This window comes from Citrobacter sp. C13 (assembly GCF_014596815.2).
Classification (GTDB): Bacteria; Pseudomonadota; Gammaproteobacteria; order Enterobacterales; family Enterobacteriaceae; genus Citrobacter; species Citrobacter portucalensis.
In genome coordinates this window covers 1,748,469-1,770,886 of sequence record NZ_CP115024.1, presented here as the reverse complement: position 1 = coordinate 1,770,886, position 22,418 = coordinate 1,748,469, and the positions used below count along the sequence as shown (strand labels likewise).

Here is a 22,418-nt window from a genome sequence, read left to right as displayed (position 1 = left end):
AATGTTTATGCCTGCATTCAGGCTTTTTCCAGCGTACACAGCAACGGATGCTCGTTCTCCCTCGCATATTTGTTCACCATCGCTACTTTGGTTTCAGCCACTTCGGCAGTGAACACACCGCAGATAGCTTTACCTTGATAGTGAACTGCAAGCATCAGTTGCGTTGCACGTTCTACATCATAAGAAAAGAATTTTTGTAACACGTCAATAACAAACTCCATCGGAGTGTAATCATCATTGACTAATATCACTTTATACATAGATGGCGGTTTTAGCGCGTCGCGCAATTTGTCTTCCGCCAGCAGATCGAAATCCAGCCAGTCGTTCGTCTTACCCATTGTCAGTCGTCATCTTCAGTTACGGTTTCCGGCAGAAAATCTTGCCGCTGACAAGCAGCCTATGCGCACAATCAATCTACCTCAAGTATTAGATAACTATCATCTATTAGTGCCATCCGCGACATCTGTCACATAACCGACAATAGCGTTAACTGCTTCAAATTTTGATGCATTTTTACCCTATTCCGTCTGTATGGCGCTTGACGCCCCGCCTGATTTCTCTAAATTGTAGTTTCGAGAGTTGGCGAGGTTTTGAACAGCCCCCACTCCGCCACCGGTTCATTCCATCTTACTTATATAAGATTTACGAAGGATGTCGAAGTATGGAAACGGGTACTGTTAAGTGGTTCAACAACGCCAAAGGGTTTGGTTTCATTTGCCCCGAAGGCGGCGGCGAAGATATTTTCGCCCATTACTCCACCATTCAGATGGATGGTTACAGAACGCTAAAAGCCGGACAGTCTGTCCAGTTTGATGTCCACCAGGGGCCAAAAGGCAATCATGCCAGTGTCATCGTGCCTGTCATTGAAGCAGAAGCTGTCGCATAGCTCTTCTGTCTCATTGTGTACATCCCGCAGTCAAAATGCCAGCCCTTGCGGCTGGCATTTTTATCTCTGTGGCATTATTCCCGCGCCAGAGCATCTACCGGATCCAGACGTGCCGCATTCCGCGCCGGTAGCCAGCCAAACAACACCCCGGTTGCAGTCGAACACAGGAAAGCCGTCAACAGCGCGACGGGTGAAAATCCAATTTCCCAGCCCGGCAGAAATAGCTGTAGCGTAAAGGCGATCAGCATCGACAGGCTAATGCCCAACGCGCCGCCAACCAGACACACCAACACTGCTTCAATTAAGAACTGTTGCAGCACGTCACTGGCGCGAGCGCCAACCGCCATACGAATGCCAATCTCACGCGTTCGTTCGGTTACCGAAACCAGCATAATATTCATCACGCCAATCCCACCGACCACCAGCGAAATCACCGCCACCAGCGTCAGGAAGAGTTGTAATGTACGTGTGGTCTTTTCGGCGGTTTTCAAGATACCGTCCATATTCCAAGTGAAGAAATCCTTCTTACCGTGGCGCAACGTCAACAGTCGGGTCAGTTGCTGTTCGGCCTGGGCACTGTCAAAACCATCCTTCACCCGCACGGTGATCGAGTTCAGCCACGACTGTCCCATTATGCGCCCGGACATAGTGCTGTAAGGCAGCCAGACACGCAGGATCTTGCTACTGCCAAACATCGACTGTTTCTCTTCTGCAACACCAATCACCGTGGCAGGCATATTCCCCACCAGCACGACCTCGCCAACAACTTTCGCTTTGTTGGGGAACAACTGACGACGGGTATTGCTGTCGAGCACCACCACCTGAGCACGCCCCGCCAGTTGCTCGGCGTTAAAGGTGGTCCCTTCGCTAAATGTCATGCCATAGACGTTGAAATAGTCGCCGCTAACGCCATTAGCACTGGCAGCAACATCGATGTTGCCATAGCGTAACCGCAGGTTCTTCGACACTGCAGGCGTTACTGAACTGACCCAGGGCTGCTTCTGTAGCGCCGTCAAATCGTCATACTTCAACGCCTGTTGATATTGCGGATCGTCGTCGCCGAAGTCTTTGCCAGGATAGATATCAATGGTGTTAGTACCAATAGCGCGAATATCTGCCAGTACCAGTTGTTTAGCCGCATCGCCTACCACCACGATCGACACCACCGAAGCAATACCGATGATGATCCCAAGCATGGTCAGTAGCGTTCGCATTTTATTCGCGGCCATTGCCAGCCAGGCCATGGTAAGCGCTTCACGAAAACCGCTGACAAATTGGCTCCAGCCGGATGCCGTTTTCACCGTTGGCTCCGCGATATCGCGTCCGCCAGAGGGTTTCTGTGGCGGTGGATTGCGCACAATCTCGCCGTCACGAATTTCAATGACCCGTTCGGCCTGCGCGGCGACCTGGCTGTCGTGAGTAACGATAATTACCGTATGCCCGCGATCGCGCAGCTGATGCAAAATCGCCATCACCTCTTCGCCGGAATGGCTATCCAGTGCACCGGTGGGTTCGTCGGCAAGAATAACCTGCCCCCCGTTCATCAGCGCACGCGCGATACTGACCCGCTGCTGCTGACCACCGGAGAGCTGGGAAGGTTGATAGTCAACCCGGTCACCCAACCCCAGCCGCTGGAGTAATTCCTGCGCACGCGCCAGGCGCTGCTTACGTTCAGTGCCAGCGTAGACCGCGGGTACCTCAACGTTTTGTGCGGCGGTTAAATGCGACAGCAGGTGATAGCGCTGGAAGATAAAACCAAAATGCTCACGACGGAGTTGCGCTAGCGCATCGCTATCCAGCGTAGAGACATCGCGTCCGGCAACGCGATACGTACCGCTGGTTGGCTTATCCAGACAGCCGAGAATGTTCATCAGCGTCGATTTACCCGAACCCGACGCCCCGACAATCGCCACCATTTCCCCGGCCTGAATGCTCAAGGATACGTCCTTCAACACCTCAACCTGGCCTTCACCTGACGGATAGCTGCGGCGGATATGGCTCAGCTCAAGCAATGCTGTCATTTTGCAGCTCCAGCGTTGCCCTCACCGGTAATGACTTCATCCCCCTCTTCCAGCCCTTTCACGATCTCCACATCGGTGTCATTACGCGCGCCGATAACCACTTCACGTTCGCGGGTTTCGCCGTTACGCAGCAGCCTGACGTTATAACGATTATTGCCAATAGGATCGCCCAGAGCCGACAGCGGGATGGTCAGGACATTTTTGACATCCGTGAGCTGGATATGGACCTGCGCGGTCATATCCAAACGCAGGATCCCTTTCGGGTTTGGAACTTCGAAGCGGGCATAGTAGAAAATCGCATCATTCACTTTCTCTGGCGTCGGAAGAACATCTTTGAGTTTACCTTCATAGCGTGTTTGCGGATCGCCCAGCACGGTAAACCAGGCCTTTTGCCCTGGATGCAGGTGAATTACATCAGCCTCAGAAACCTGCGCTTTTACCAGCATGGTGCTCATATCCGCCAGCGTCAGAATATTAGGGGCCTGCTGGGCGGCAATAACGGTTTGCCCTTGCAGCGTAGTAATTTGCGTTACTTCGCCAGCCATTGGCGCAACGATGCGGGTGTAATCAAGGTTGGTTTTTGCCGTATCGAGTGAGGCCTGATTACGTTTAATTTGCGCGTCAATTGTGCCAATTTGCGCCTGTTTGACCGCCATTTCGGTGGCCGCCGTGTCGAGATCCTGCTGTGAAACAGCCTGGGTTTTCGCCAGCTGTTGTTGGCGGGAAAGAGTAACCCGCGCCAGCTTCCACTCAGCTTCGGCTTGTAAACGCTGGGCGCGCAATTCCATCAGCGTTGCTTCAACCTCTTTAATTTGGTTTTGCGCCTGTTCAGGATCGATAACGCCGAGCAACTGATCCTTTTTTACTTTATCGCCAATCGCAACCGACAGCGTTTTTAACTGCCCGCTGACCTGCGCCCCGACGTCAACTTTACGCAGCGCATCCAGCTTACCGGTAGCCAACACGCTTTGCTGCAGATCGCCAGGACGAACAATTAATGTTTGATACTGAGGTAAAGGCGCATTAAGCGTTCGCCAAAGTGCAATTACCGCCACAATAAGGATGATGGCGAACAGAAAATAGCGTTTTTTGATTTTTCCCTTGAGCTTCATAAATGTCCCAATTCCCCCAATACGTCCACCAGAGTGGAGTGCTAAACATCAACGTTAAATAAATCGCCGTTGAAAAGCGCAAGAATAACAGAGTTATTGATGAATGGTTAAGATCCGCTGTGCTGAAATTAGTACAAGGGTATCAATCGGATTTATATTATGAGCCAGCTAACTGAAAGCACTTTTCATTCTTCAAAACCAGTCACAAGTTTTAGCCTCTTTTGTAGCCTGATGACCGGACATTGGCGCCCCGGACAATTTTGGCATCAGCGTAGCTTTCGTCGTAAGTTTTTGTTGCGCTCAGCGCTTATGCCGCGATTAACGCGTGAATGGATGACCGAGTTGGCGCAATGGCCTGACCTTGATAGCATACTTGCACGCCAGCCACGATTGCCGGTTCGTTTGCATCGCGCCTATCTCGCGAAAAATCTTGACCACAAAACGAAACTGGATGCCGTGCGTTATCATTACAATGCTATCCGTAGCTTTTTTTCAGCCACTGAATTTAAGAATTATTTAAGTGAAGATGGATTACAACTAGCACAAATTGAGGGAAAAAATAGCGAAGTATTTAGCGTAATAATGACTTCATTCATCATACTGGATAAAGAAGGTGAAAGCACCATTCTGGTACGCAATTGCACTGGCGAGACTTTAGCGGAAATGACGTTTACGCTTTGCAATTATGAAGGGAGCAGTACACTGTTTATTGGCGGGTTACAGGGAGGCAGCCGATTACTGCCACATGAAGAAATTCAAAAAGCGACCAAATCATGCCATGGGATTTTCCCAAAACGTATTGTGATGGAAGCCATTTGCTGTTTTGCGGAACAATTAAATATCGAACAAATTCTGGCTGTAAGCAATGAACAGCATATTTTTCGCAGCCCGCGCTACGACGATAAAAACAAGGTAATCCTTTCCGACTACAACACTTTTTGGGAGTCGGTTGGCGGTGAGTGCGACAGCAACGGGTACTATCATATTCCGCGCACGCTGGCGCGAAAAAGCGAGGCGGATATTGCGAGCAAAAAACGCGCAGAATACCGCCGCCGCTATCAGCTACTGGACAGCATCCATTCGCAGCTGTCGTCGATGTTTCGCCACTAATCCGCTCTGCCGCGTGCCAGCCACAGCACGCGGGAAAACATTTTTCGCAGCAGCGTTGGCACCGCATCAACGCCCCGCCGCCCGGCTTCCATCGCCACCTCGATCGCCAGATCCGGTTTTGACGACCGATGAATCGCCTTGGAGATTATTTTGCGCATATTCATAGGCACGTTCTCCGGAATTTGCGCCACCCGGTGAAAGACGTCAGCAAACCCCTGGCGATACATAAAGTGTTCCATATCCAGCGCGGGGAGCATGGTCAAATGCTCGCGCTCTTCCTCTCTGTCGTCATTCAATAAGCTACGTACCGTGGCCGCGTACTTTTTCCCGGCTTCATCTCCATCGACCAGCACATGCCACTCTATTCCCATCCGGCGGGCGAATTTAACCAGCGGCTTAAGACCGGACTGGGCAAATTCAATGACTTTAATCCCTTCCGCATCAAAGTGGTGTCCGCACTGGCGGGCCAGTTCGTTAATCACCCAGGTTTCCGTTTCACCTTCTACCAGCAACCAGCAGCGGGCAAACAACGATGACGCACGATTAAAACGAATATGAAATGCGATTCGCCGACCATCTTCTGCACTGATCCCACCCGGCCCCAGCCGCCAGGCAGCGACGCGGGATGATTCACGTACCAGACGAACAACATGTTCAACAGGCGTAAGGGACAGCAGCTCACCGGAGTTGGTGGTCGCCACTCGCTGCAGAGGCAGTAAATTCAACAAGTGCCAGGCCACCGACAGCATGATGGGATGTAAACGCGTTTCTGGATCTTCCACCAGCAATAAAGGTCGGGCGTCTTTATCCAGCCTTAGCGTGCCTTTGGCCTGCAACAAGGTCGAAAACAGGCCCAACAGAATAACCCGGTGCGTACGTCCGCCGGGTTTATCAATCATGCGGTTAATAATGTCCAGATAGCGCCAGCTCCGTTGTTCGTTATTGGAGCGACGGCGCATCAGACGGTAGCGGGACTGGCCAGCCCCCTGCTCGGAAAAATAGTGCTCCAACAGCTGTACCATGGCCGATAAACCCTGACGGATCTGCCCGTCTGTCAGGTTTTGCGGCCGGGTAGCCAGCTCACGCGCCAGAAAATCCAGTTGGCGGGCGGTGACTTCGACATCCGCCGAATCTGGCACCGTACCGTTGCGGATCCGTCGCATAAATCGCGCGTCACGCAGACGCAGTACCGGCATCAGGCGCACGAGGTGTCGCGCCTGATCGTTAATGTCATCGAGAGGTAATGGATGGCCGTCGCCGTCAAGAAAACTGCGCAAGGTCAGAACGCTACCGTCATCCGCACACTCGCCTTCCAGGCGATAAAAAATGCGGTGATAGCCATCCTGGCACGGCGTCCAGCTGGCTTCCAGAGGACGATAGCGACGCACCCGGTGACGACCTGGTTGGGATTCACGAAACGTCAGGATAATGTGCAGGTGGTGTTCCCGGCCCTGTATATCACCCGGCGGGAACCAGAAATCCTCGCGGACAAAATGATACAGGTCTGACTCCGGCGACAGCAGCAGGGTCAAGGCATCCAGCAGACTGGATTTACCCCACGCGTTCTCCCCAATCAGCACGTTGCTCTGCTCCAGCATCAACGACAGACGGTTAATACCACGAAATCCAACAATCTCAACGCGTTCGAGAATCATATAGCCTCCGGAAATGCTAACTTTTTCCTTCAAGTTATCAGGAGTATAACGGCAAGCGGGCGCTCAGGACACCCGGTATGATCAGGAGGTTAGTAGCAGAAATTGAAAAATATAAGAATATTCTTCTTATGTTTTCCTCGGAATATTATTTCAGAACTCAATCATCACCTTTTCCTAATTGAACTATGCTTCATTCATCCAATATTCATAAAGGAATAACAACATATTGCCTTAAATCAAATTTTTTCATCAATTTAACTGGCGAAGGGATGATGTTTTTTTCTAAAATACCCGCTCTTTCATCATCGTCCCTTTTTAGCGATGAATTACCGGGCAAGGAACTCGAACCCGGAACTTTTAATTGAGGTGGTTATGTTCAGGAAATTAGCAGCTGAATTCTTCGGTACGTTTTGGCTCGTCTTTGGCGGGTGCGGTAGCGCAATACTGGCCGCAGCATTCCCGGAGTTGGGTATTGGATTTGCCGGTGTCGCGCTGGCATTCGGCCTGACAGTATTAACCATGGCATTCGCTGTGGGTCATATTTCCGGTGGACACTTTAACCCAGCGGTAACCTTCGGTTTATGGGCTGGCGGTCGCTTCCCGGCAAAAGACGTTATTGGTTACGTTATTGCTCAGGTTGTGGGCGGTATTGTTGCAGCTGCGGCCCTGTATCTTATTGCCAGCGGTAAAGCTGGTTTTGATGCAACGGCCAGTGGTTTTGCTTCGAACGGCTTTGGTGAACATTCTCCAGGCGGTTATTCCATGCTTTCTGCCGTCGTCATTGAAATTATTCTGACCGCAGGTTTCTTATTAGTGATCCACGGCGCGACCGATAAACATGCTCCGGCAGGTTTTGCACCTATCGCAATTGGTCTGGCGTTAACACTGATTCACTTGATCAGTATTCCGGTCACCAACACTTCCGTAAACCCGGCACGTAGTACCGCAGTCGCCATCTTCCAGGGCGGCTGGGCACTGCAACAATTGTGGTTCTTCTGGGTTATGCCGATCATCGGTGGGGTACTCGGCGGTCTTATTTACCGCACTCTGCTGGAAAAACGCGATTAATCGCTAACAAAAAGACCTGACTATTGTCAGGTCTTTTTTCTCCACGCTATATTTCCTTTTATTTGCAACTTTACTCCCCTCTTTGCATTGAGTAGTGTGTGCTAGCGCATTTCGTCTTACTTCTCAGCAAGGATCTGATTTTCATGTTTTCAGGGCTGTTAATCATTCTGGTTCCCCTTATTGTGGGCTACCTTATTCCGCTCCGGCACAGGACTGCATTACAACTTATCAATCGCCTGTTAAGCTGGATCGTCTACCTTATTCTCTTTTTTATGGGTATTAGCCTGGCGTTTCTGGATAATCTCGCCAGCAACCTGTTAGCCATTCTTCATTATTCTGCGGTCAGCGTGACAGTCATTATACTGTGTAATATTGCGGCGCTGTTCTGGCTGGAACGTTCGCTGCCCTGGAGACACAACCACAAGCAAGAAAAGCTCCCTTCGCGAATTGCAATGGCGCTTGAGTCGCTTCAGCTTTGCGGCGTCGTCGTCATCGGTTTCCTGCTCGGCCTCACTGGGCTTCCCATTCTGCAACATGCCACCGAAGCCAGCGAATATACGTTAATCTTTTTACTGTTCCTGGTGGGGATTCAACTGCGCAACAGCGGCATGACCTTAAAACAAATTGTGCTGAACCGTCGGGGGATGATCGTGGCCGTCGTCGTCGTCGCCAGTTCGATGCTGGCGGGGGTTATCAATGCCTTGATCCTCGGTCTACCGCTGAAAACCGCGCTGGCGATGGCATCAGGTTTTGGCTGGTATTCCCTATCCGGTATTCTGTTAACCGAATCATTCGGGCCCGTAATTGGTAGTGCCGCCTTCTTTAACGACCTGGCCCGTGAGCTGATCGCCATTATGTTGATTCCAGGAATGGTGGGCCGCAGCCGCTCTACCGCGCTGGGATTATGCGGCGCGACATCAATGGATTTCACCCTGCCCGTTTTACAACGCAGCGGCGGTCTGGAAATGGTCCCGGCAGCCATCGTCCACGGCTTTATTCTGAGTCTTTTAGTGCCTCTGCTGATGGCGTTTTTCTCCGCCTGACGCCCGGGCAAATACCTCTCTGGCGGTAGTCAGCTACCGCCAAAATTGCGCTAAATCAATCTCCCTGCAAGTAGTAGCAGAAATCCCTTTTATCCCTACGCGCACAGGCATAACCTTAAACATGTATATTAAATATAACTTTAAAAGGTGTGACCATGTTTTGTGTGCAATGTGAACAAACCATCCGTACTCCGGCAGGAAACGGCTGCTCTTACGCGCAGGGTATGTGCGGTAAAACGGCTGAAACCTCCGATTTGCAGGATCTGCTGATTGCTTCCCTACAAGGTCTGTCTGCATGGGCTGTTAAAGCACGTGAATACGGCATCATCGACCATGAGGTTGATAACTTTGCGCCGCGTGCGTTCTTCTCCACGCTGACTAACGTTAACTTCGATTCCCCGCGTATTGTTGGCTATGCCCGTGAAGCTATCGCCATGCGCGACGCCCTGAAAGCGCAATGCCTGAACATCGATGCGAATGCGGCGGTCGCCAACCCAATGGCCGATCTGCAACTGGTCAGCGACGATCTGGGCGACCTGCAACGTCAGGCCGCTGAATTTACCCCGAACAAAGACAAAGCAACCATCGGCGAGAACATTCTCGGCCTGCGCCTGCTGTGTCTGTACGGCCTGAAAGGTGCGGCAGCTTACATGGAGCACGCGCACGTTCTTGGTCAGTACGACAACGATATCTATGCTCAGTACCACAAAATCATGGCGTGGCTGGGTACCTGGCCTTCCGATATGAACGCTCTGTTGGAGTGTTCAATGGAAATCGGCCAGATGAACTTCAAAGTAATGAGCATTCTGGATGCCGGTGAAACCACCAAATACGGTCACCCGACCCCGACCCAGGTCAACGTAAAAGCAACCGAAGGTAAGTGCATCCTGATCTCCGGTCACGACCTGAAAGATCTGTACAACCTGCTGGAGCAGACCGAAGGTACCGGTGTTAACGTCTATACCCACGGTGAAATGCTGCCGGCACACGGCTACCCGGAACTGCGTAAGTTCAAACACCTGATCGGTAACTACGGCAGCGGTTGGCAGAACCAGCAGGTAGAGTTTGCCCGCTTCCCAGGTCCGATCGTCATGACCTCTAACTGCATCATCGACCCGACCGTTGGCGCGTACGACGACCGTATCTGGACCCGTAGCATCGTCGGTTGGCCGGGTGTCAGCCACCTCGAAGGCGACAACTTCGGTCCGGTTATCGCTCAGGCACAGCAGATGGCTGGCTTCCCGTACAGCGAAATCCCGCACCTGATCACCGTAGGTTTCGGTCGTCAGACCCTGCTGGGCGCTGCTGATACCCTGATCGACCTGGTGAGCCGCGAAAAACTGCGTCACATATTCCTGGTTGGCGGTTGTGACGGTGCACGTGGTGAACGTAACTACTTCACCGACTTCGCCACCAGCGTGCCGGATGACTGCCTGATCCTGACCCTTGCTTGCGGTAAATACCGTTTCAACAAACTGGAGTTCGGCGATATCGAAGGTCTGCCGCGTCTGGTGGATGCCGGTCAGTGTAACGATGCTTACTCTGCCATCATCCTGGCGGTAACCCTGGCTGAGAAACTGGGCTGTGGCGTGAACGATCTGCCGCTGTCTCTGGTGCTCTCCTGGTTCGAACAGAAAGCGATTGTTATTCTGCTGACCCTGCTGTCTCTGGGCGTGAAAAACATCGTCACTGGCCCGACTGCACCTGGTTTCTTCACACCGGATCTGCTGGCAGTTCTCAACGAGAAATTTGGTCTGCGTTCCGTGACCACCGTTGAAGAAGACATGAAGCAACTGCTGAGCGCGTAAGGAGTAAAGAATGACAATGCCAACTCATCAGTGCCCATGGCGGATGCAGGTTCACCACATCCATCAGGAAACGCCGGATGTATGGACAATTTCGTTGCTGTGCCACGATTATTATCCTTACCGCGCCGGGCAGTATGCACTGGTCAGCGTACGTAATTCAGCGGATACGCTGCGTGCTTACACCATTTCTTCAACGCCGGGCGTTAGCGAGTACATCACGTTGACCATCCGCCGGATTGACGATGGCGCAGGTTCACAGTGGCTAACCCGCGACGTGAAGCGCGGCGACTATATCTGGCTGTCGGATGCAATGGGTGAGTTCACCTGTGAAGATAAAGCGGAAGACAAGTTCCTGATGCTGGCCGCCGGCTGTGGTGTCACGCCAATCATGTCAATGCGTCGCTGGTTGGCAAAGTACCGCCCACAAGCGGATGTACAGGTAATCTTTAACGTTCGCTCGCCGCAAGATGTCATTTTTGCCGACGAGTGGCGCGAATATCCGGTGACATTAGTTGCTGAAAACAATGCCACAGAAGGTTTTGTTTCCGGCCGACTGACGACTGAACTGCTGAAAAGCGTACCGGATCTGACCTCGCGTACCGTGATGACCTGTGGCCCGGCACCGTATATGGATCTGGTCGAGAAAGAAGTCAAAGCGCTGGGCGTGACGCGCTTCTTTAAGGAGCAGTTCTTCACACCTGTTGCCGAAGCCGCCACCAGCGGTCTGAAGTTTACCAAGCTACAGCCGGCGAAAGAGTTCTACGCGCCGGTGGGCAGTACGCTGCTGGATGCGCTGGAAAGCAACAAAGTTCCGGTTGTCGCCGCATGCCGTGCAGGCGTTTGCGGCTGCTGCAAAACCAAAGTGGTTGACGGTAACTACACGGTCAGCAGCACCATGACGCTGACCGACGCAGAAATCGCTGAAGGTTATGTGCTGGCTTGTTCCTGTCATCCGCAGGGTGATTTAGTGCTGGCGTAATTGGCCGGTATCTGATGTACAAAAGGCTGCCTGGCTGTACCGGGTGGCCTTTTTTTATGCTGTCAGGCGTTGAAAAATTCTGATGTTTTCACTCTCCCCGCAAATTATCGACCACACTTACCCTGCGCAGATTAAACATAATCCCCGACTAGCACGTCGAACTTTCTACAAGGATCCTCATGAAAAAAGTGGCCATTGTCGGCGTCGGTCCCACCGGGATTTATACGTTTCATGCCCTGGTTGAGCGCGGTGAACCGCTGGAAATAGTGCTTTATGAACAAGCTGAAGAGGCGGGCGTTGGCATGCCTTACAATAGCGATAACAACGCAGACCACATGCTGGCAAATATAGCCAGCATTGAGATCCCGCCGATCTATATCAGTTATCTGACGTGGCTTCAGAATCAAAGTGATGAATATCTGGCTCAGTTTCAGATTGAACGCGCGTCTTTGCATGAGCGGCAATTTTTGCCCCGCGTGATCCTCGGCGACTATTATCGCGATCGTTTCTTAGCCATTGTCGAGAAAGTGCAACAAGCCGGTTTCACGATTCGCGTACATGAATCAAGCGAAGTCACCGACCTGCGAGCAGACCCGAATGGGGTTTCTTTGTGGATCAACCACGCGTCACAGCCCGTTGAGGTGGATTTCGCCGCTATCGCCACTGGTCATCTGTGGCCTGAAACGGATGCTCAGGCACGCAAATTTTTCCCCAGTCCGTGGACCGGTCTGATGGACGCGCAGATTGGTGCTTGCCGGGTAGGGATTCTGGGCACCTCGTTAAGTGCTATCGACGCCGCGATGGCTGTGGCCAGTCAGCATGGCACCTTCACTACCAATACCGACCATTCACTGCAATTCACACCTACATCCGACAGTCAAAACCTGAAACTGACCCTGATGTCGCGCAGCGGGGTACTGCCTGAAGCGGATTTTTACTGCCCCCTTCCGTATGAATCGCTGAATATCGCGACGCCAGAAGCGATTGAAGATGCCATTGCCCATGGCCAAAACGGATTACTGGACCGCATCTTTCAGCTTATGGCGCAACAACTGCAAGACGCAGCGCCAGGCTGGTGCCAACAGGTGGCGCTTGCGACGCTTAACGCCGACACGTTCCCCGAAGTCTATTTCGCCGACAGGCTCAGACATGACCCTTTTGACTGGGCGAGACGTAACCTGGTAGAAGTTGAGCGCAACAAGCAAAAACAACATACCGTCGCCTGGCGCTATACCTTGCTGCGCCTGCACGAGGTTATCGAGGAGATAGTCCCTCATCTTGATACCCGCGACGAAAAACGTTTCAGGTGCGGACTGGCGCGGGTATTTATTGATAACTATGCGGCAATCCCGTCAGAGTCAGTTCGCCGAATGCTGGCGCTGCACGAAGCCGGGCTGATTGAGATCCTCGCGCTTGGCACAGATTATGAGCGTATGAATGAACAGGAAATGACGGTAATTTCCCACCACGGTCAGCGCAGCGAATTTGATGTGTTTATTGACGCCCGAGGACAACGGGCATTGCAGAGCAAAGATATCCCATTCCCAACGCTACGCGATCAACTGCTGGCCTGTGGCGATGAGATCCCGGATGTCGGCGAAGATTACACGCTGCAAGCGCCGGAAAACGCCCGCAATCGCATCGCTTTTGGCGGGCTGCCGTGGTTGATGCACGATCGTCCGTTTATTCAGGGATTAGTGGTCAGCGCTGAAATAGGCGCCGCGATGGCAAGGGCATTGACGCAGCGAGCGCTGAGACGTCGGCACAAACTATGGAACAGTGACGACATAGATTAGCGACAGATTGAACGACGAGGCGGAGCAATGCTACGCTTTCCCGCCTCGGTATTGACTCTCAGATGGTAACTATCGCCAGGCTGAATTTCCGGCAACGGAGTAACGCCCCGCCCCCAAAAACGCCACGGCCAGCGCGCCGATGAAGAAATAAACCAGACTTTCAATCGCCCATGCACCGGTTTTATCCAGTGTCCAGGTTTCACCCATCCCGACCATCAGCCATGCCACAACCATCGTAAACGCCAGCCCCAACGCCGCCGGACGCGTCAGGATGCCAAGAATAATCAGGCACGGTGCCACGACCTCTCCCAACAGAACGCCATAAGCAATAAAGCCAGGGAAACCTTTCGCGATCAACATACCGCTGATGCCATCAATACCCGCAAAGAGTTTATGCAGCCCATGAAACAGCATCAGCCCACCGACGGCAAAGCGTAACAATAACTTGCCAAAATCTTCGTGAGTCAATACTCGGTTAACTGAATTTAATAGTTTTATAACCATTTGAATTTATTCCTTGTTTCACCATGTCCAATAACAAACTACGCTTAATACAGGTTAAATGAAACCTGCCGGAAATAAGGGGGAAATGAGAAGCATAACTATTATCTTGATCTAAACTTGTAACCGGTATCACATTAGAGGAGAAGGAAAACCATGAAACAAACGGTTGCCGCTTTTATTGCTAAAACACTCGAACAGGCTGGCGTAAAACGTATTTGGGGTGTAACGGGTGACTCGCTAAATGGTCTGAGTGACAGTCTGAATCGTATGGGAACAATTGACTGGATGCCAACCCGTCATGAAGAGGTTGCAGCCTTCGCCGCGGGCGCTGAAGCGCAGTTAACGGGCGAGCTGGCTGTCTGTGCAGGCTCGTGTGGGCCAGGCAACCTGCACCTGATTAATGGGCTGTTTGATTGTCACCGTAACCACGTTCCGGTACTGGCAATCGCCGCACATATTCCCTCCAGTGAAATAGGCAGCGGTTATTTTCAGGAGACCCACCCGCAAGAGTTGTTCCGTGAATGTAGCCACTATTGCGAGCTGGTTTCCAGCCCAGAACAGATCCCACAGGTGCTGGCAATTGCCATGCGTAAGGCGGTGCTCAACCGTGGCGTTTCCGTGGTGGTTTTACCTGGTGATGTGGCGCTAAAGCCTGCGCCTGAAAGCGCCACCACGCACTGGTATCATGCGCCGCTCCCGGTGGTGACTCCACAAGAAGAAGAGCTGAAAAAACTGGCGCAACTGCTGCGCTACTCCAGCAATATCGCCCTGATGTGCGGCAGCGGCTGCGCTGGTGCGCATAAAGAACTGGTTGAGTTTGCGGCTAAAATTAAAGCGCCGATTGTTCACGCCCTGCGTGGTAAAGAGCATGTTGAGTACGATAACCCCTATGACGTGGGTATGACCGGGCTGATTGGCTTTTCATCCGGCTTCCATACCATGATGAATGCCGACACGCTGATCCTGCTCGGTACCCAGTTCCCTTATCGCCCGTTCTACCCCACCGACGCCAAAATTATTCAGATTGATATCAATCCGGCGAGTATTGGCGCGCACAGTAAAGTTGATATGGCGCTGGTAGGCGATATTAAATCCACGTTACGGGCCCTACTGCCTCTGGTGGAAGAGAAAACCGAGCGGCAGTTCCTGGACAAAGCGCTGGAGCACTATCGCGAGGCGCGCAAAGGGCTGGATGATTTAGCCAAACCCAGCGATAAAGCCATTCACCCGCAATATCTGGCGCAGCAGATCAGCCACTTTGCCGCTGACGATGCCATCTTTACCTGCGACGTTGGCACGCCAACGGTGTGGGCAGCACGCTATCTGAAAATGAACGGCAAACGTCGCCTGCTCGGATCGTTTAACCACGGGTCGATGGCGAATGCCATGCCGCAGGCACTCGGCGCACAAGCCACAGAACCAGGACGCCAGGTTGTGGCAATGTGCGGTGACGGCGGCTTTAGCATGCTGATGGGAGACTTTCTGTCGGTTGTCCAGATGAAGCTGCCGGTGAAGATTATTGTCTTCAACAACAGCGTGCTGGGATTTGTCGCAATGGAGATGAAAGCGGGCGGTTATCTGACCGACGGCACCGAACTGCACGACACCAACTTCGCGCGGATTGCCGAAGCCTGCGGCATTACAGGCATTCGCGTGGAAAAATCCTCAGAGGTTGATGAAGCGCTACAAAGGGCGATGTCGATTGACGGCCCGGTGCTGGTCGATGTAGTCGTGGCGAAAGAAGAGCTGGCGATCCCGCCGCAGATCAAACTCGAACAGGCCAAAGGTTTTAGCCTGTATATGCTGCGCGCAATCATCAGCGGACGCGGTGATGAAGTGATCGAACTGGCGAAAACGAACTGGCTCAGGTAAAACATCCTTATTAAATCACACACAAAATCATTCATGATGCATCTAGGCGGCTAGCCCGAAAATCCCCAGGAGCATAGGTATACTATGTGACTGGGGTTTAAGGGTGCGGCCAACGCCGAAGCAGCTTGAAGGATGAAGTGTAATAAGGAGACACCATGATTGATTTACGCAGTGATACCGTCACTCGGCCGAGTCGCGCCATGCTGGAAGAGATGATGGCAGCCCCGGTCGGGGATGACGTGTATGGAGACGACCCTACCGTTAACGCCCTCCAGCAATACGCCGCAGAGCTTTCTGGTAAAGAAGCCGCTATTTTCTTACCTACCGGTACTCAGGCTAACCTGGTGGCGCTGCTCAGCCATTGTCAGCGTGGCGAAGAGTACATTGCCGGTCAGGGTGCGCATAACTATCTCTACGAAGCGGGTGGCGCAGCGGTGCTCGGTAGCATTCAACCACAACCTATCGACGCCGCACCGGATGGCTCCCTGCCTCTGGACAAGGTAGCAGCGAAAATCAAAGCGGACGATATCCATTTTGCCCGCACCCGCTTGCTCAGTCTGGAAAATACCCATAACGGCAAAGTGCTGCCGCGTGAGTATCTGAAAGACGCCTGGGAATTCACCCGTGAGCGTAATCTTGCATTGCACGTCGACGGCGCACGTATTTTTAACGCCATCGTCGCCTACGGCTGTGAACTTAAAGATGTCACGCAATATTGTGATTCGTTCACCATTTGCCTCTCCAAAGGTCTGGGAACGCCGGTTGGTTCACTGCTGGTCGGCAGCCACGAGTACATCAAACGCGCTATTCGCTGGCGTAAAATGACCGGCGGCGGAATGCGTCAGGCCGGTATTCTGGCAGCGGCGGGACTGTATGCGCTGAAAAATAACGTGGCGCGGTTACAGGAAGATCACGACAACGCCGCCTGGATGGCGGAGCAACTGCGCGAAGCAGGGGCGGACGTCATGCGCCACGACACCAACATGCTGTTTGTTCGCGTTGGCGAAGAGCACGCTGCCGCGCTGGGTGAGTATATGAAAACGCAAGGTGTGCTGATTAACGCCTCCCCGATTGTGCGCCTGGTGATGCATCTGGACGTATCACGTGAACAACTTGCTGAAGTCGTCGCCCACTGGCGCGCTTTTTTAACCCAATAAGGAGATGGGCGTGCCGCAACGGATTTTGGTTCTTGGCGCCAGTGGCTACATTGGTCAGCATTTGGTACAGGCGCTCAGTCAGCAAGGGCATCAGGTGTTGGCTGCGGCACGTCGCATTGAACGGCTGGAAAAGCAGCAACTGCCCAATGTCAGTTGCCACAAGGTCGATTTGAATTGGCCAGAAAACCTCACCCCGCTGCTGACGGGTGTTGATACGGTTTATTATCTGGTTCATGGTATGGGCGAAGGCGGTGATTTTATCGCCCACGAACGTCAGGTGGCGATGAACGTGCGCGATGCGCTGCGTAATACGCCAGTTAAACAGCTTATTTTCCTGAGCTCATTGCAGGCTCCCCGGCATGAACAATCCGATCATCTGCGTGCGCGACAGATAACCGCAGACACCCTGCGCGAGTCAGGCGTGCCAATGACGGAATTGCGCGCGGGCATTATCGTGGGAGCGGGTTCCGCTGCCTTTGAAGTCATGCGCGATATGGTTTACAACCTGCCGGTTCTCACCCCTCCACGCTGGGTACGCTCGCGTACCACACCTATCGCGCTGGAGAATTTAATGTACTACCTGGTGGCGTTGCTGGATCATCCCACACAGCATCACCGCGTCCTCGAAGCCGCCGGGCCGCAGGTGTTGAGCTATCAGGAACAGTTCGAGCATTTTATGGCGGTCAGCGGTAAACATCGCCTGCTCATCCCCATCCCCTTCCCTACCCGCTTGATTTCGGTCTGGTTTTTGAACGTCATTACGTCAGTGCCGCCGACCACGGCCAAAGCGCTGATCCAGGGCTTAAAACACGACCTGCTGGCTGATGACACCGAATTACGTGCGCTGATCCCGCAAAAGCTGATTGCCTTTGATGACGCGGTGCGCAGCACCTTGAAGGAAGAAGAGAAGCTGGTCAACTCCAGCGACTGGGGTTACGACGCACAGGCGTTTGCCCGCTGGCGTCCAGAATATGGCTATTTTGCTAAACAAGCTGGCTTTAGCGTTGAAACCTCCGCCAGCAAAAAGGCTCTGTGGCAGGTTGTGAATCGACTCGGCGGCAAAGAAGGCTATTTCTTTGGCAATATTCTATGGAAGACGCGCGCGGCGTTGGACCTGCTGGTCGGCCATAAGCTGGCAAAAGGTCGTCCCAAACACCCACTATTGCAAGTTGGCGATACCGTTGATAGCTGGAAAGTCATCATCGTTGAGCCGGAGAAACAGCTGACACTGCTGTTTGGGATGAAAGCGCCGGGACTGGGTCGTCTGAGCTTCACACTGGAAGATAAAGGTGACCACCGACGCATTGATGTACGCGCGTGGTGGCATCCGCACGGTATGCCTGGCCTCTTCTACTGGCTGTTGATGATCCCCGCCCACCTGTTCATTTTCAGGGGGATGGCGAAGCGTATAGCCAAACTTGCAGAACAAATCACAGACTAATGATAAAAAGAGCCTGTATTCTTTCATGTTTCCCATTGCATACAGGCGTAATTCACGGAAGAATGCGCACGACGTTTTTTAAACACAGTGGATTGATATGAAGGTACTGGTTACCGGAGCCACCAGCGGCTTGGGCCGAAACGCGGTTGAGTTTTTATGCAGCAAAGGCGTCAGCGTCAGAGCCACCGGTCGCAACGAAGCGATGGGCAAGCTGCTGGAGAAAATGGGCGCAGAATTTGTGCATGCGGATTTGACCGAGCTGGTTTCTTCGCAGGCAAAAGTGATGCTTGCCAGCATTGACACGCTGTGGCACTGCTCCAGCTTCACCTCTCCATGGGGAACTCAGGAAGCTTTTGATCTGGCCAACGTTCGTGCTACCCGCCGTCTGGGCGAGTGGGCCGTAGCCTGGGGCGTACGTAACTTTATTCATATCTCCTCTCCGTCGCTGTATTTTGATTATCACCATCATCGCGATATCAAAGAAGACTTCCGTCCCCATCGCTTCGCCAATGAATTCGCCCGCAGCAAAGCGGCTGGAGAAGAGGTGATTGCGCTGCTCGCCCAGGCCAATCCGCAGACTCGCTTTACTGTCTTGCGCCCGCAAAGCTTGTTCGGACCTCACGATAAAGTCTTTATTCCCCGCCTCGCCCATATGATGTACCACTACGGCAGTATCCTGTTGCCGCACGGCGGGAGTGCGCTGGTGGATATGACCTATTACGAGAACGCAGTTCACGCGATGTGGCTGGCGAGTCAGGAAGCCTGCGATAAGCTGCCGTCGGGTCGTGCGTACAATATAACCAACGGTGAACATCGCACCCTGCGCAGTATTGTGCAGAAACTTATCGACGAGCTGAATATTGACTGCCGTATCCGCTCCGTGCCCTACCCGATGCTGGACATGATTGCCCGCAGCATGGAGCGCTTAGGCAATAAATCGGCGAAAGAGCCAAAGCTTACGCATTACGGCGTTTCGAAGCTAAATTTTGACTTTACGCTGGATACCAGCCGCGCTCAGGAAGAGTTAGGTTATCAGCCCGTTGTGACGCTGGATGAAGGGATTGAGCGTACCGCGGCCTGGCTGCGCGACCACGGTAAGCTGCCGCGTTAGGCTGATATCCATTGCAGGGTGGCGGCACAAGCGCCACAAATACCTGCCAAATTAACCGTAGGCCTGATAAGCGAAGCGCCATCAGGCATTGGTGTCTGCGTTAACCCTGCCCGTATTTCTCCAGTAACGCTTCGGCAATCGCCTGCGTTTCCGCGTCCGCCACGCCATTCCACAACGTCGGGCGGAAGTGCATCTGGAACGCCATAATCACCCGCTGCTGTTCACGCGGCGTCATCTCGGGTTTTACCTCATAGCCATAGCGTGACAGTAGATCGAGCAATGACGCGGTTTCTACCGGCGAATGGGGCGCTTGTCCAGCGAGATAAAATGCCACACGCTGAGCATCCGGCCATGCGCCAATGCCCTGAACGGCCAGTGCTTGCCACGGAAACAGCGGACCGGGATCGTCCTTACGCTGCGGCGCAATGTCTGCATGAGCCACCACGTTTTGCGGTTTTATGTCGTAGCGGGCGATGATATCTTTCGCCAATGGGACTAACGCCTGAATCTGCGCGGGCTCAAACGGCGCAAAATACTTGCTGCCCGCTGATTTTTGCCAGCCGCGGTTTTCCAGCTCAATGCCAATTGAGGTATCGTTAATACGCGTAGCGCCGCGCCAGAAGCTAATCCCCGCATGCCAGGCCAGATCTTTTTCCGGCACCAGTTGCCAGATACGCGGCTTACCATGGTAAAGCGGCGGCACTGCTGGGATCAAATAGTGCGAACTGACGTTTTTATCGGTCAGCGTAGCCAGAGAAGAGTCAAAATCATCGGCCGTGTAATGGATAACCAGCACTTTAATGCGCGGATAAGCAGCCTGTGCCTGTCGGCGGGTATCTAACTGATACCCGTCTTTGTCGACAATCCCTTTTTCGCCAGCACATCCCACCAGCAACAGCGTAAATGCCAGCAGACACAACAGACGTTTCATCGGCGAGTTTTCACCGCGGTACCGCTGACGCTCACCATCAGCATGCTACCGTCTTTGCCTACGGTTTCGTAATCGATATCGATACCGACCACCGCATCAGCACCCAGCGCTTTCGCCTGTTCGCCCAGCTCCTGAAAAGCAATTTCACGCGCTTTACGCAGCTCTTTTTCATACGCGCCGGAGCGACCACCGACAATATCGCGAATGCCGGCGAAGAAATCGCGGAAGATATTCGCGCCTAAAATGGCTTCACCGGTAACAACACCGCAGTATTCCACGATGCTCTGTCCTTCCAGCGTAGGGGTTGTCGAAAACTGCATGGTTAATCTCCTTTTTGCGCTAAGAGCACGATCTCAAAAGCATTATCGAACCGATCCACTATCATTGAAAGGATATATTCTATCAACGTAGAACACTAATCATAGAAAGCTAATAAGGAAATCATTATGCGCTACTCGAAACTCTCTCTGCTGGTTCCCTGTGCACTTCTTCTCAGCGCCTGTACTACCGTGACGCCGGTCTATAAAGATAACGGCACACGTAGTGGTTCATGCATAGAAGGTGGGCCAGACAGCGTGGCTCAACAATTCTATGATTACCGTATTCAGCATCGAAACAATGACATTACCGCCCTTCGTCCGTACCTGAGCGACAATCTGGCTAAACTGCTGACCGACGCCAGCCGCGATAATGCACACCGCGACCTGTTTAACAGCGATCCGTTCTCCAGTCGCGCTACGTTACCAGACAGCGCCAGTGTCGCTAGCGCATCGACTATTCCGAATAGTGATGCACGCAACATTCCACTGCGCGTAGAGCTGAAACAGGGTGACCAAAGCTGGCGTGATGAAGTGCTGATGATCCGTGAAGGTCAGTGCTGGGTCGTTGATGATGTACGCTATCTGGGCGGCAGCGTACACGCGCCAGCCGGGACGTTGCGCCAGTCTGTCGAAAACCGCTAACCGCCCCATTCACCCGCTTAAATCATAACCCCCATAAATTGTCTGGCATTCTGCATAGAATGCCGACAATTATTCTTACCCACTGGTGACCTCGCTATTTTGTGCTATGTTTAGAGAAGAATGCGGTTTGCATTTAACTTTTAACGCATAAATATTGCATAACTATTCTGTCAAAGGTAGTATCTGCGGCTTCAATAGCTATCAGACTGCCAGTATCGAGTGTCAATGAGTATTCAATTAAACGGCATTAACTGCTTCTACGGCGCACATCAGGCGCTGTTCGATATCACGCTGGATTGCCCTCAGGGTGAAACACTGGTGTTACTTGGCCCAAGTGGAGCCGGGAAAAGCTCGCTGCTGCGCGTACTCAACCTGCTTGAGATGCCGCGCTCGGGCACGCTCTCTATTGCGGGCAACCGTTTCGACTTCACGAAGACCCCGTCAGATAAAGCCATTCGGGATCTGCGTCAGAACGTGGGCATGGTCTTTCAGCAATATAATCTCTGGCCGCATCTCACGGTGGTGCAGAACCTGATTGAAGCGCCCTGCCGCGTACTGGGTCTGACAAAAGAGCAAGCGATGGCGCGCGCCGAGAAACTGCTGGAACGTCTGCGCCTCAAGCCTTACAGCGATCGTTACCCATTACATCTTTCCGGTGGCCAGCAACAGCGTGTAGCCATTGCCCGCGCGTTGATGATGGAGCCGCAGGTGCTGCTGTTTGATGAACCGACCGCCGCGCTTGACCCGGAAATTACCGCCCAAATCGTCAGCATCATTCGCGAACTGGCGGAAACCAATATTACTCAGGTGATCGTCACCCACGAAGTGGAAGTTGCACGTAAAACGGCCAGTCGTGTGGTGTATATGGAAAACGGTCACATCGTCGAGTTTGGGGATGCGAGCTGCTTTGCCAACCCGCAAACCGAAGCGTTTAAAAACTATCTTTCTCACTAAGATTCGGG

Annotated in this window: 20 protein-coding genes; 13 read left to right on the top strand and 7 right to left on the bottom strand. The window is 52.8% G+C overall.

Going from position 1 to position 22,418, the window contains the following annotated elements; translation table 11 throughout:
- Window positions 1-17 precede the first annotated feature (17 nt).
- Window positions 18-338, bottom strand: a complete 321-nt coding sequence (clpS, locus tag IB222_RS08300) for an ATP-dependent Clp protease adapter ClpS (RefSeq protein ID WP_003036810.1) — start codon at window positions 336-338, stop codon at window positions 18-20.
- 323 nt (window positions 339-661) lie between these two features.
- On the opposite strand from clpS, the gene cspD reads away from it, so the two are divergent.
- Window positions 662-886, top strand: coding sequence for a cold shock-like protein CspD (gene cspD, locus IB222_RS08295; protein ID WP_003036813.1), 225 nt, complete (start codon window positions 662-664; stop codon window positions 884-886).
- 74 nt (window positions 887-960) lie between these two features.
- Here cspD and macB read toward each other — a convergent pair whose 3' ends face one another.
- Together macB and macA are read right to left on the bottom strand one after the other, a co-directional pair.
- Window positions 961-2,907 carry a macrolide ABC transporter ATP-binding protein/permease MacB gene (macB, locus tag IB222_RS08290; RefSeq protein WP_048215946.1) on the bottom strand — a complete coding sequence of 649 codons (1,947 nt, stop codon included), beginning with the start codon at window positions 2,905-2,907 and terminating at the stop codon, window positions 961-963.
- On the bottom strand, window positions 2,904-4,019 hold the full coding sequence (macA, locus tag IB222_RS08285) for a macrolide transporter subunit MacA (RefSeq protein WP_148361767.1): 1,116 nt from the start codon (window positions 4,017-4,019) through the stop codon (window positions 2,904-2,906). Before macA ends, macB begins: the two co-directional genes overlap by 4 nt.
- Window positions 4,020-4,178: 159 nt before the next feature.
- Here macA and IB222_RS08280 point away from each other — a divergent pair, with 159 nt between their 5' ends.
- Window positions 4,179-5,129, top strand: coding sequence for a VirK/YbjX family protein (locus IB222_RS08280; protein WP_003834290.1), 951 nt, complete (start codon window positions 4,179-4,181; stop codon window positions 5,127-5,129).
- Here IB222_RS08280 and IB222_RS08275 read toward each other — a convergent pair.
- Window positions 5,126-6,784 (bottom strand): ATP-dependent endonuclease, encoded by a 1,659-nt coding sequence (locus IB222_RS08275; RefSeq protein WP_003834292.1) that lies wholly within the window; start codon window positions 6,782-6,784, stop codon window positions 5,126-5,128. The two genes, IB222_RS08280 and IB222_RS08275, sit on opposite strands and share 4 nt — an antisense overlap.
- Window positions 6,785-7,156: 372 nt before the next feature.
- Between IB222_RS08275 and aqpZ the strand changes: the two genes are divergently transcribed.
- From aqpZ to IB222_RS08250, 5 genes are all read left to right on the top strand, one after another.
- Window positions 7,157-7,852 carry an aquaporin Z gene (gene aqpZ, locus IB222_RS08270; protein ID WP_003834293.1) on the top strand — a complete coding sequence of 232 codons (696 nt, stop codon included), beginning with the start codon at window positions 7,157-7,159 and terminating at the stop codon, window positions 7,850-7,852.
- 143 nt (window positions 7,853-7,995) lie between these two features.
- Entirely contained in the window at window positions 7,996-8,895 is a 900-nt protein-coding gene (locus tag IB222_RS08265; protein ID WP_016150624.1) for a lysine exporter LysO family protein, read from the top strand.
- Between the two features lie 155 nt (window positions 8,896-9,050).
- Window positions 9,051-10,703 carry a hydroxylamine reductase gene (gene hcp, locus IB222_RS08260; protein ID WP_079937585.1) on the top strand — a complete coding sequence of 551 codons (1,653 nt, stop codon included), beginning with the start codon at window positions 9,051-9,053 and terminating at the stop codon, window positions 10,701-10,703.
- 10 nt (window positions 10,704-10,713) lie between these two features.
- Window positions 10,714-11,682: an NADH oxidoreductase gene (hcr, locus tag IB222_RS08255; RefSeq protein WP_003834299.1), complete on the top strand. Its 969-nt coding sequence runs from the start codon at window positions 10,714-10,716 to the stop codon at window positions 11,680-11,682.
- 179 nt (window positions 11,683-11,861) lie between these two features.
- Window positions 11,862-13,478, top strand: coding sequence for an FAD-NAD(P)-binding protein (locus IB222_RS08250; RefSeq protein ID WP_149384335.1), 1,617 nt, complete (start codon window positions 11,862-11,864; stop codon window positions 13,476-13,478).
- Window positions 13,479-13,547: 69 nt separating this feature from the next.
- Here the strand turns inward: IB222_RS08250 and IB222_RS08245 are convergent, their stop codons facing one another.
- Window positions 13,548-13,982 carry a DoxX family protein gene (locus IB222_RS08245; RefSeq protein WP_003834302.1) on the bottom strand — a complete coding sequence of 145 codons (435 nt, stop codon included), beginning with the start codon at window positions 13,980-13,982 and terminating at the stop codon, window positions 13,548-13,550.
- A gap of 153 nt (window positions 13,983-14,135) precedes the next feature.
- Here IB222_RS08245 and poxB point away from each other — a divergent pair, with 153 nt between their 5' ends.
- The 4 genes from poxB to IB222_RS08225 all read left to right on the top strand — a co-directional run bounded on the left by poxB (window position 14,136) and on the right by IB222_RS08225 (window position 19,563).
- Window positions 14,136-15,854, top strand: a complete 1,719-nt coding sequence (poxB, locus tag IB222_RS08240) for a ubiquinone-dependent pyruvate dehydrogenase (protein WP_149384336.1) — start codon at window positions 14,136-14,138, stop codon at window positions 15,852-15,854.
- Between the two features lie 155 nt (window positions 15,855-16,009).
- On the top strand, window positions 16,010-17,011 hold the full coding sequence (ltaE, locus tag IB222_RS08235; protein WP_148361763.1) for a low-specificity L-threonine aldolase: 1,002 nt from the start codon (window positions 16,010-16,012) through the stop codon (window positions 17,009-17,011).
- A gap of 10 nt (window positions 17,012-17,021) precedes the next feature.
- Window positions 17,022-18,452, top strand: a complete 1,431-nt coding sequence (locus tag IB222_RS08230; protein WP_149384337.1) for an SDR family oxidoreductase — start codon at window positions 17,022-17,024, stop codon at window positions 18,450-18,452.
- Between the two features lie 97 nt (window positions 18,453-18,549).
- Entirely contained in the window at window positions 18,550-19,563 is a 1,014-nt protein-coding gene (locus IB222_RS08225) for an NAD(P)-dependent oxidoreductase (protein WP_149384338.1), read from the top strand.
- Between the two features lie 100 nt (window positions 19,564-19,663).
- On the opposite strand, the gene IB222_RS08220 is transcribed toward IB222_RS08225, so the two are convergent.
- Window positions 19,664-20,494, bottom strand: coding sequence for an N-acetylmuramoyl-L-alanine amidase (locus tag IB222_RS08220; protein ID WP_149384339.1), 831 nt, complete (start codon window positions 20,492-20,494; stop codon window positions 19,664-19,666).
- The gene (locus IB222_RS08215; protein ID WP_001160725.1) at window positions 20,491-20,814 is read right to left on the bottom strand and encodes a heavy metal-binding domain-containing protein; all 324 of its coding nucleotides are present in this window, start codon (window positions 20,812-20,814) and stop codon (window positions 20,491-20,493) included. Before IB222_RS08215 ends, IB222_RS08220 begins: the two co-directional genes overlap by 4 nt.
- A 126-nt stretch (window positions 20,815-20,940) precedes the next feature.
- On the opposite strand from IB222_RS08215, the gene IB222_RS08210 reads away from it, so the two are divergent.
- Together IB222_RS08210 and artP are read left to right on the top strand one after the other, a co-directional pair.
- Window positions 20,941-21,456 carry a lipoprotein gene (locus tag IB222_RS08210; protein ID WP_003834409.1) on the top strand — a complete coding sequence of 172 codons (516 nt, stop codon included), beginning with the start codon at window positions 20,941-20,943 and terminating at the stop codon, window positions 21,454-21,456.
- Between the two features lie 225 nt (window positions 21,457-21,681).
- Window positions 21,682-22,410, top strand: coding sequence for an arginine ABC transporter ATP-binding protein ArtP (artP, locus tag IB222_RS08205; protein WP_003027295.1), 729 nt, complete (start codon window positions 21,682-21,684; stop codon window positions 22,408-22,410).
- Window positions 22,411-22,418: the final 8 nt, after the last annotated feature.

Coding starts and splice junctions, on each gene's coding strand:
- clpS (WP_003036810.1), bottom strand. CDS start 338: ATGGGTAAGACGAACGACTGGCTGGATTTCGATCTGCTGGCGGAAGAC.
- cspD (WP_003036813.1), top strand. CDS start 662: ATGGAAACGGGTACTGTTAAGTGGTTCAACAACGCCAAAGGGTTTGGT.
- macB (WP_048215946.1), bottom strand. CDS start 2,907: ATGACAGCATTGCTTGAGCTGAGCCATATCCGCCGCAGCTATCCGTCA.
- macA (WP_148361767.1), bottom strand. CDS start 4,019: ATGAAGCTCAAGGGAAAAATCAAAAAACGCTATTTTCTGTTCGCCATC.
- IB222_RS08280 (WP_003834290.1), top strand. CDS start 4,179: ATGAGCCAGCTAACTGAAAGCACTTTTCATTCTTCAAAACCAGTCACA.
- IB222_RS08275 (WP_003834292.1), bottom strand. CDS start 6,784: ATGATTCTCGAACGCGTTGAGATTGTTGGATTTCGTGGTATTAACCGT.
- aqpZ (WP_003834293.1), top strand. CDS start 7,157: ATGTTCAGGAAATTAGCAGCTGAATTCTTCGGTACGTTTTGGCTCGTC.
- IB222_RS08265 (WP_016150624.1), top strand. CDS start 7,996: ATGTTTTCAGGGCTGTTAATCATTCTGGTTCCCCTTATTGTGGGCTAC.
- hcp (WP_079937585.1), top strand. CDS start 9,051: ATGTTTTGTGTGCAATGTGAACAAACCATCCGTACTCCGGCAGGAAAC.
- hcr (WP_003834299.1), top strand. CDS start 10,714: ATGACAATGCCAACTCATCAGTGCCCATGGCGGATGCAGGTTCACCAC.
- IB222_RS08250 (WP_149384335.1), top strand. CDS start 11,862: ATGAAAAAAGTGGCCATTGTCGGCGTCGGTCCCACCGGGATTTATACG.
- IB222_RS08245 (WP_003834302.1), bottom strand. CDS start 13,982: ATGGTTATAAAACTATTAAATTCAGTTAACCGAGTATTGACTCACGAA.
- poxB (WP_149384336.1), top strand. CDS start 14,136: ATGAAACAAACGGTTGCCGCTTTTATTGCTAAAACACTCGAACAGGCT.
- ltaE (WP_148361763.1), top strand. CDS start 16,010: ATGATTGATTTACGCAGTGATACCGTCACTCGGCCGAGTCGCGCCATG.
- IB222_RS08225 (WP_149384338.1), top strand. CDS start 18,550: ATGAAGGTACTGGTTACCGGAGCCACCAGCGGCTTGGGCCGAAACGCG.
- IB222_RS08220 (WP_149384339.1), bottom strand. CDS start 20,494: ATGAAACGTCTGTTGTGTCTGCTGGCATTTACGCTGTTGCTGGTGGGA.
- IB222_RS08215 (WP_001160725.1), bottom strand. CDS start 20,814: ATGCAGTTTTCGACAACCCCTACGCTGGAAGGACAGAGCATCGTGGAA.
- IB222_RS08210 (WP_003834409.1), top strand. CDS start 20,941: ATGCGCTACTCGAAACTCTCTCTGCTGGTTCCCTGTGCACTTCTTCTC.
- artP (WP_003027295.1), top strand. CDS start 21,682: ATGAGTATTCAATTAAACGGCATTAACTGCTTCTACGGCGCACATCAG.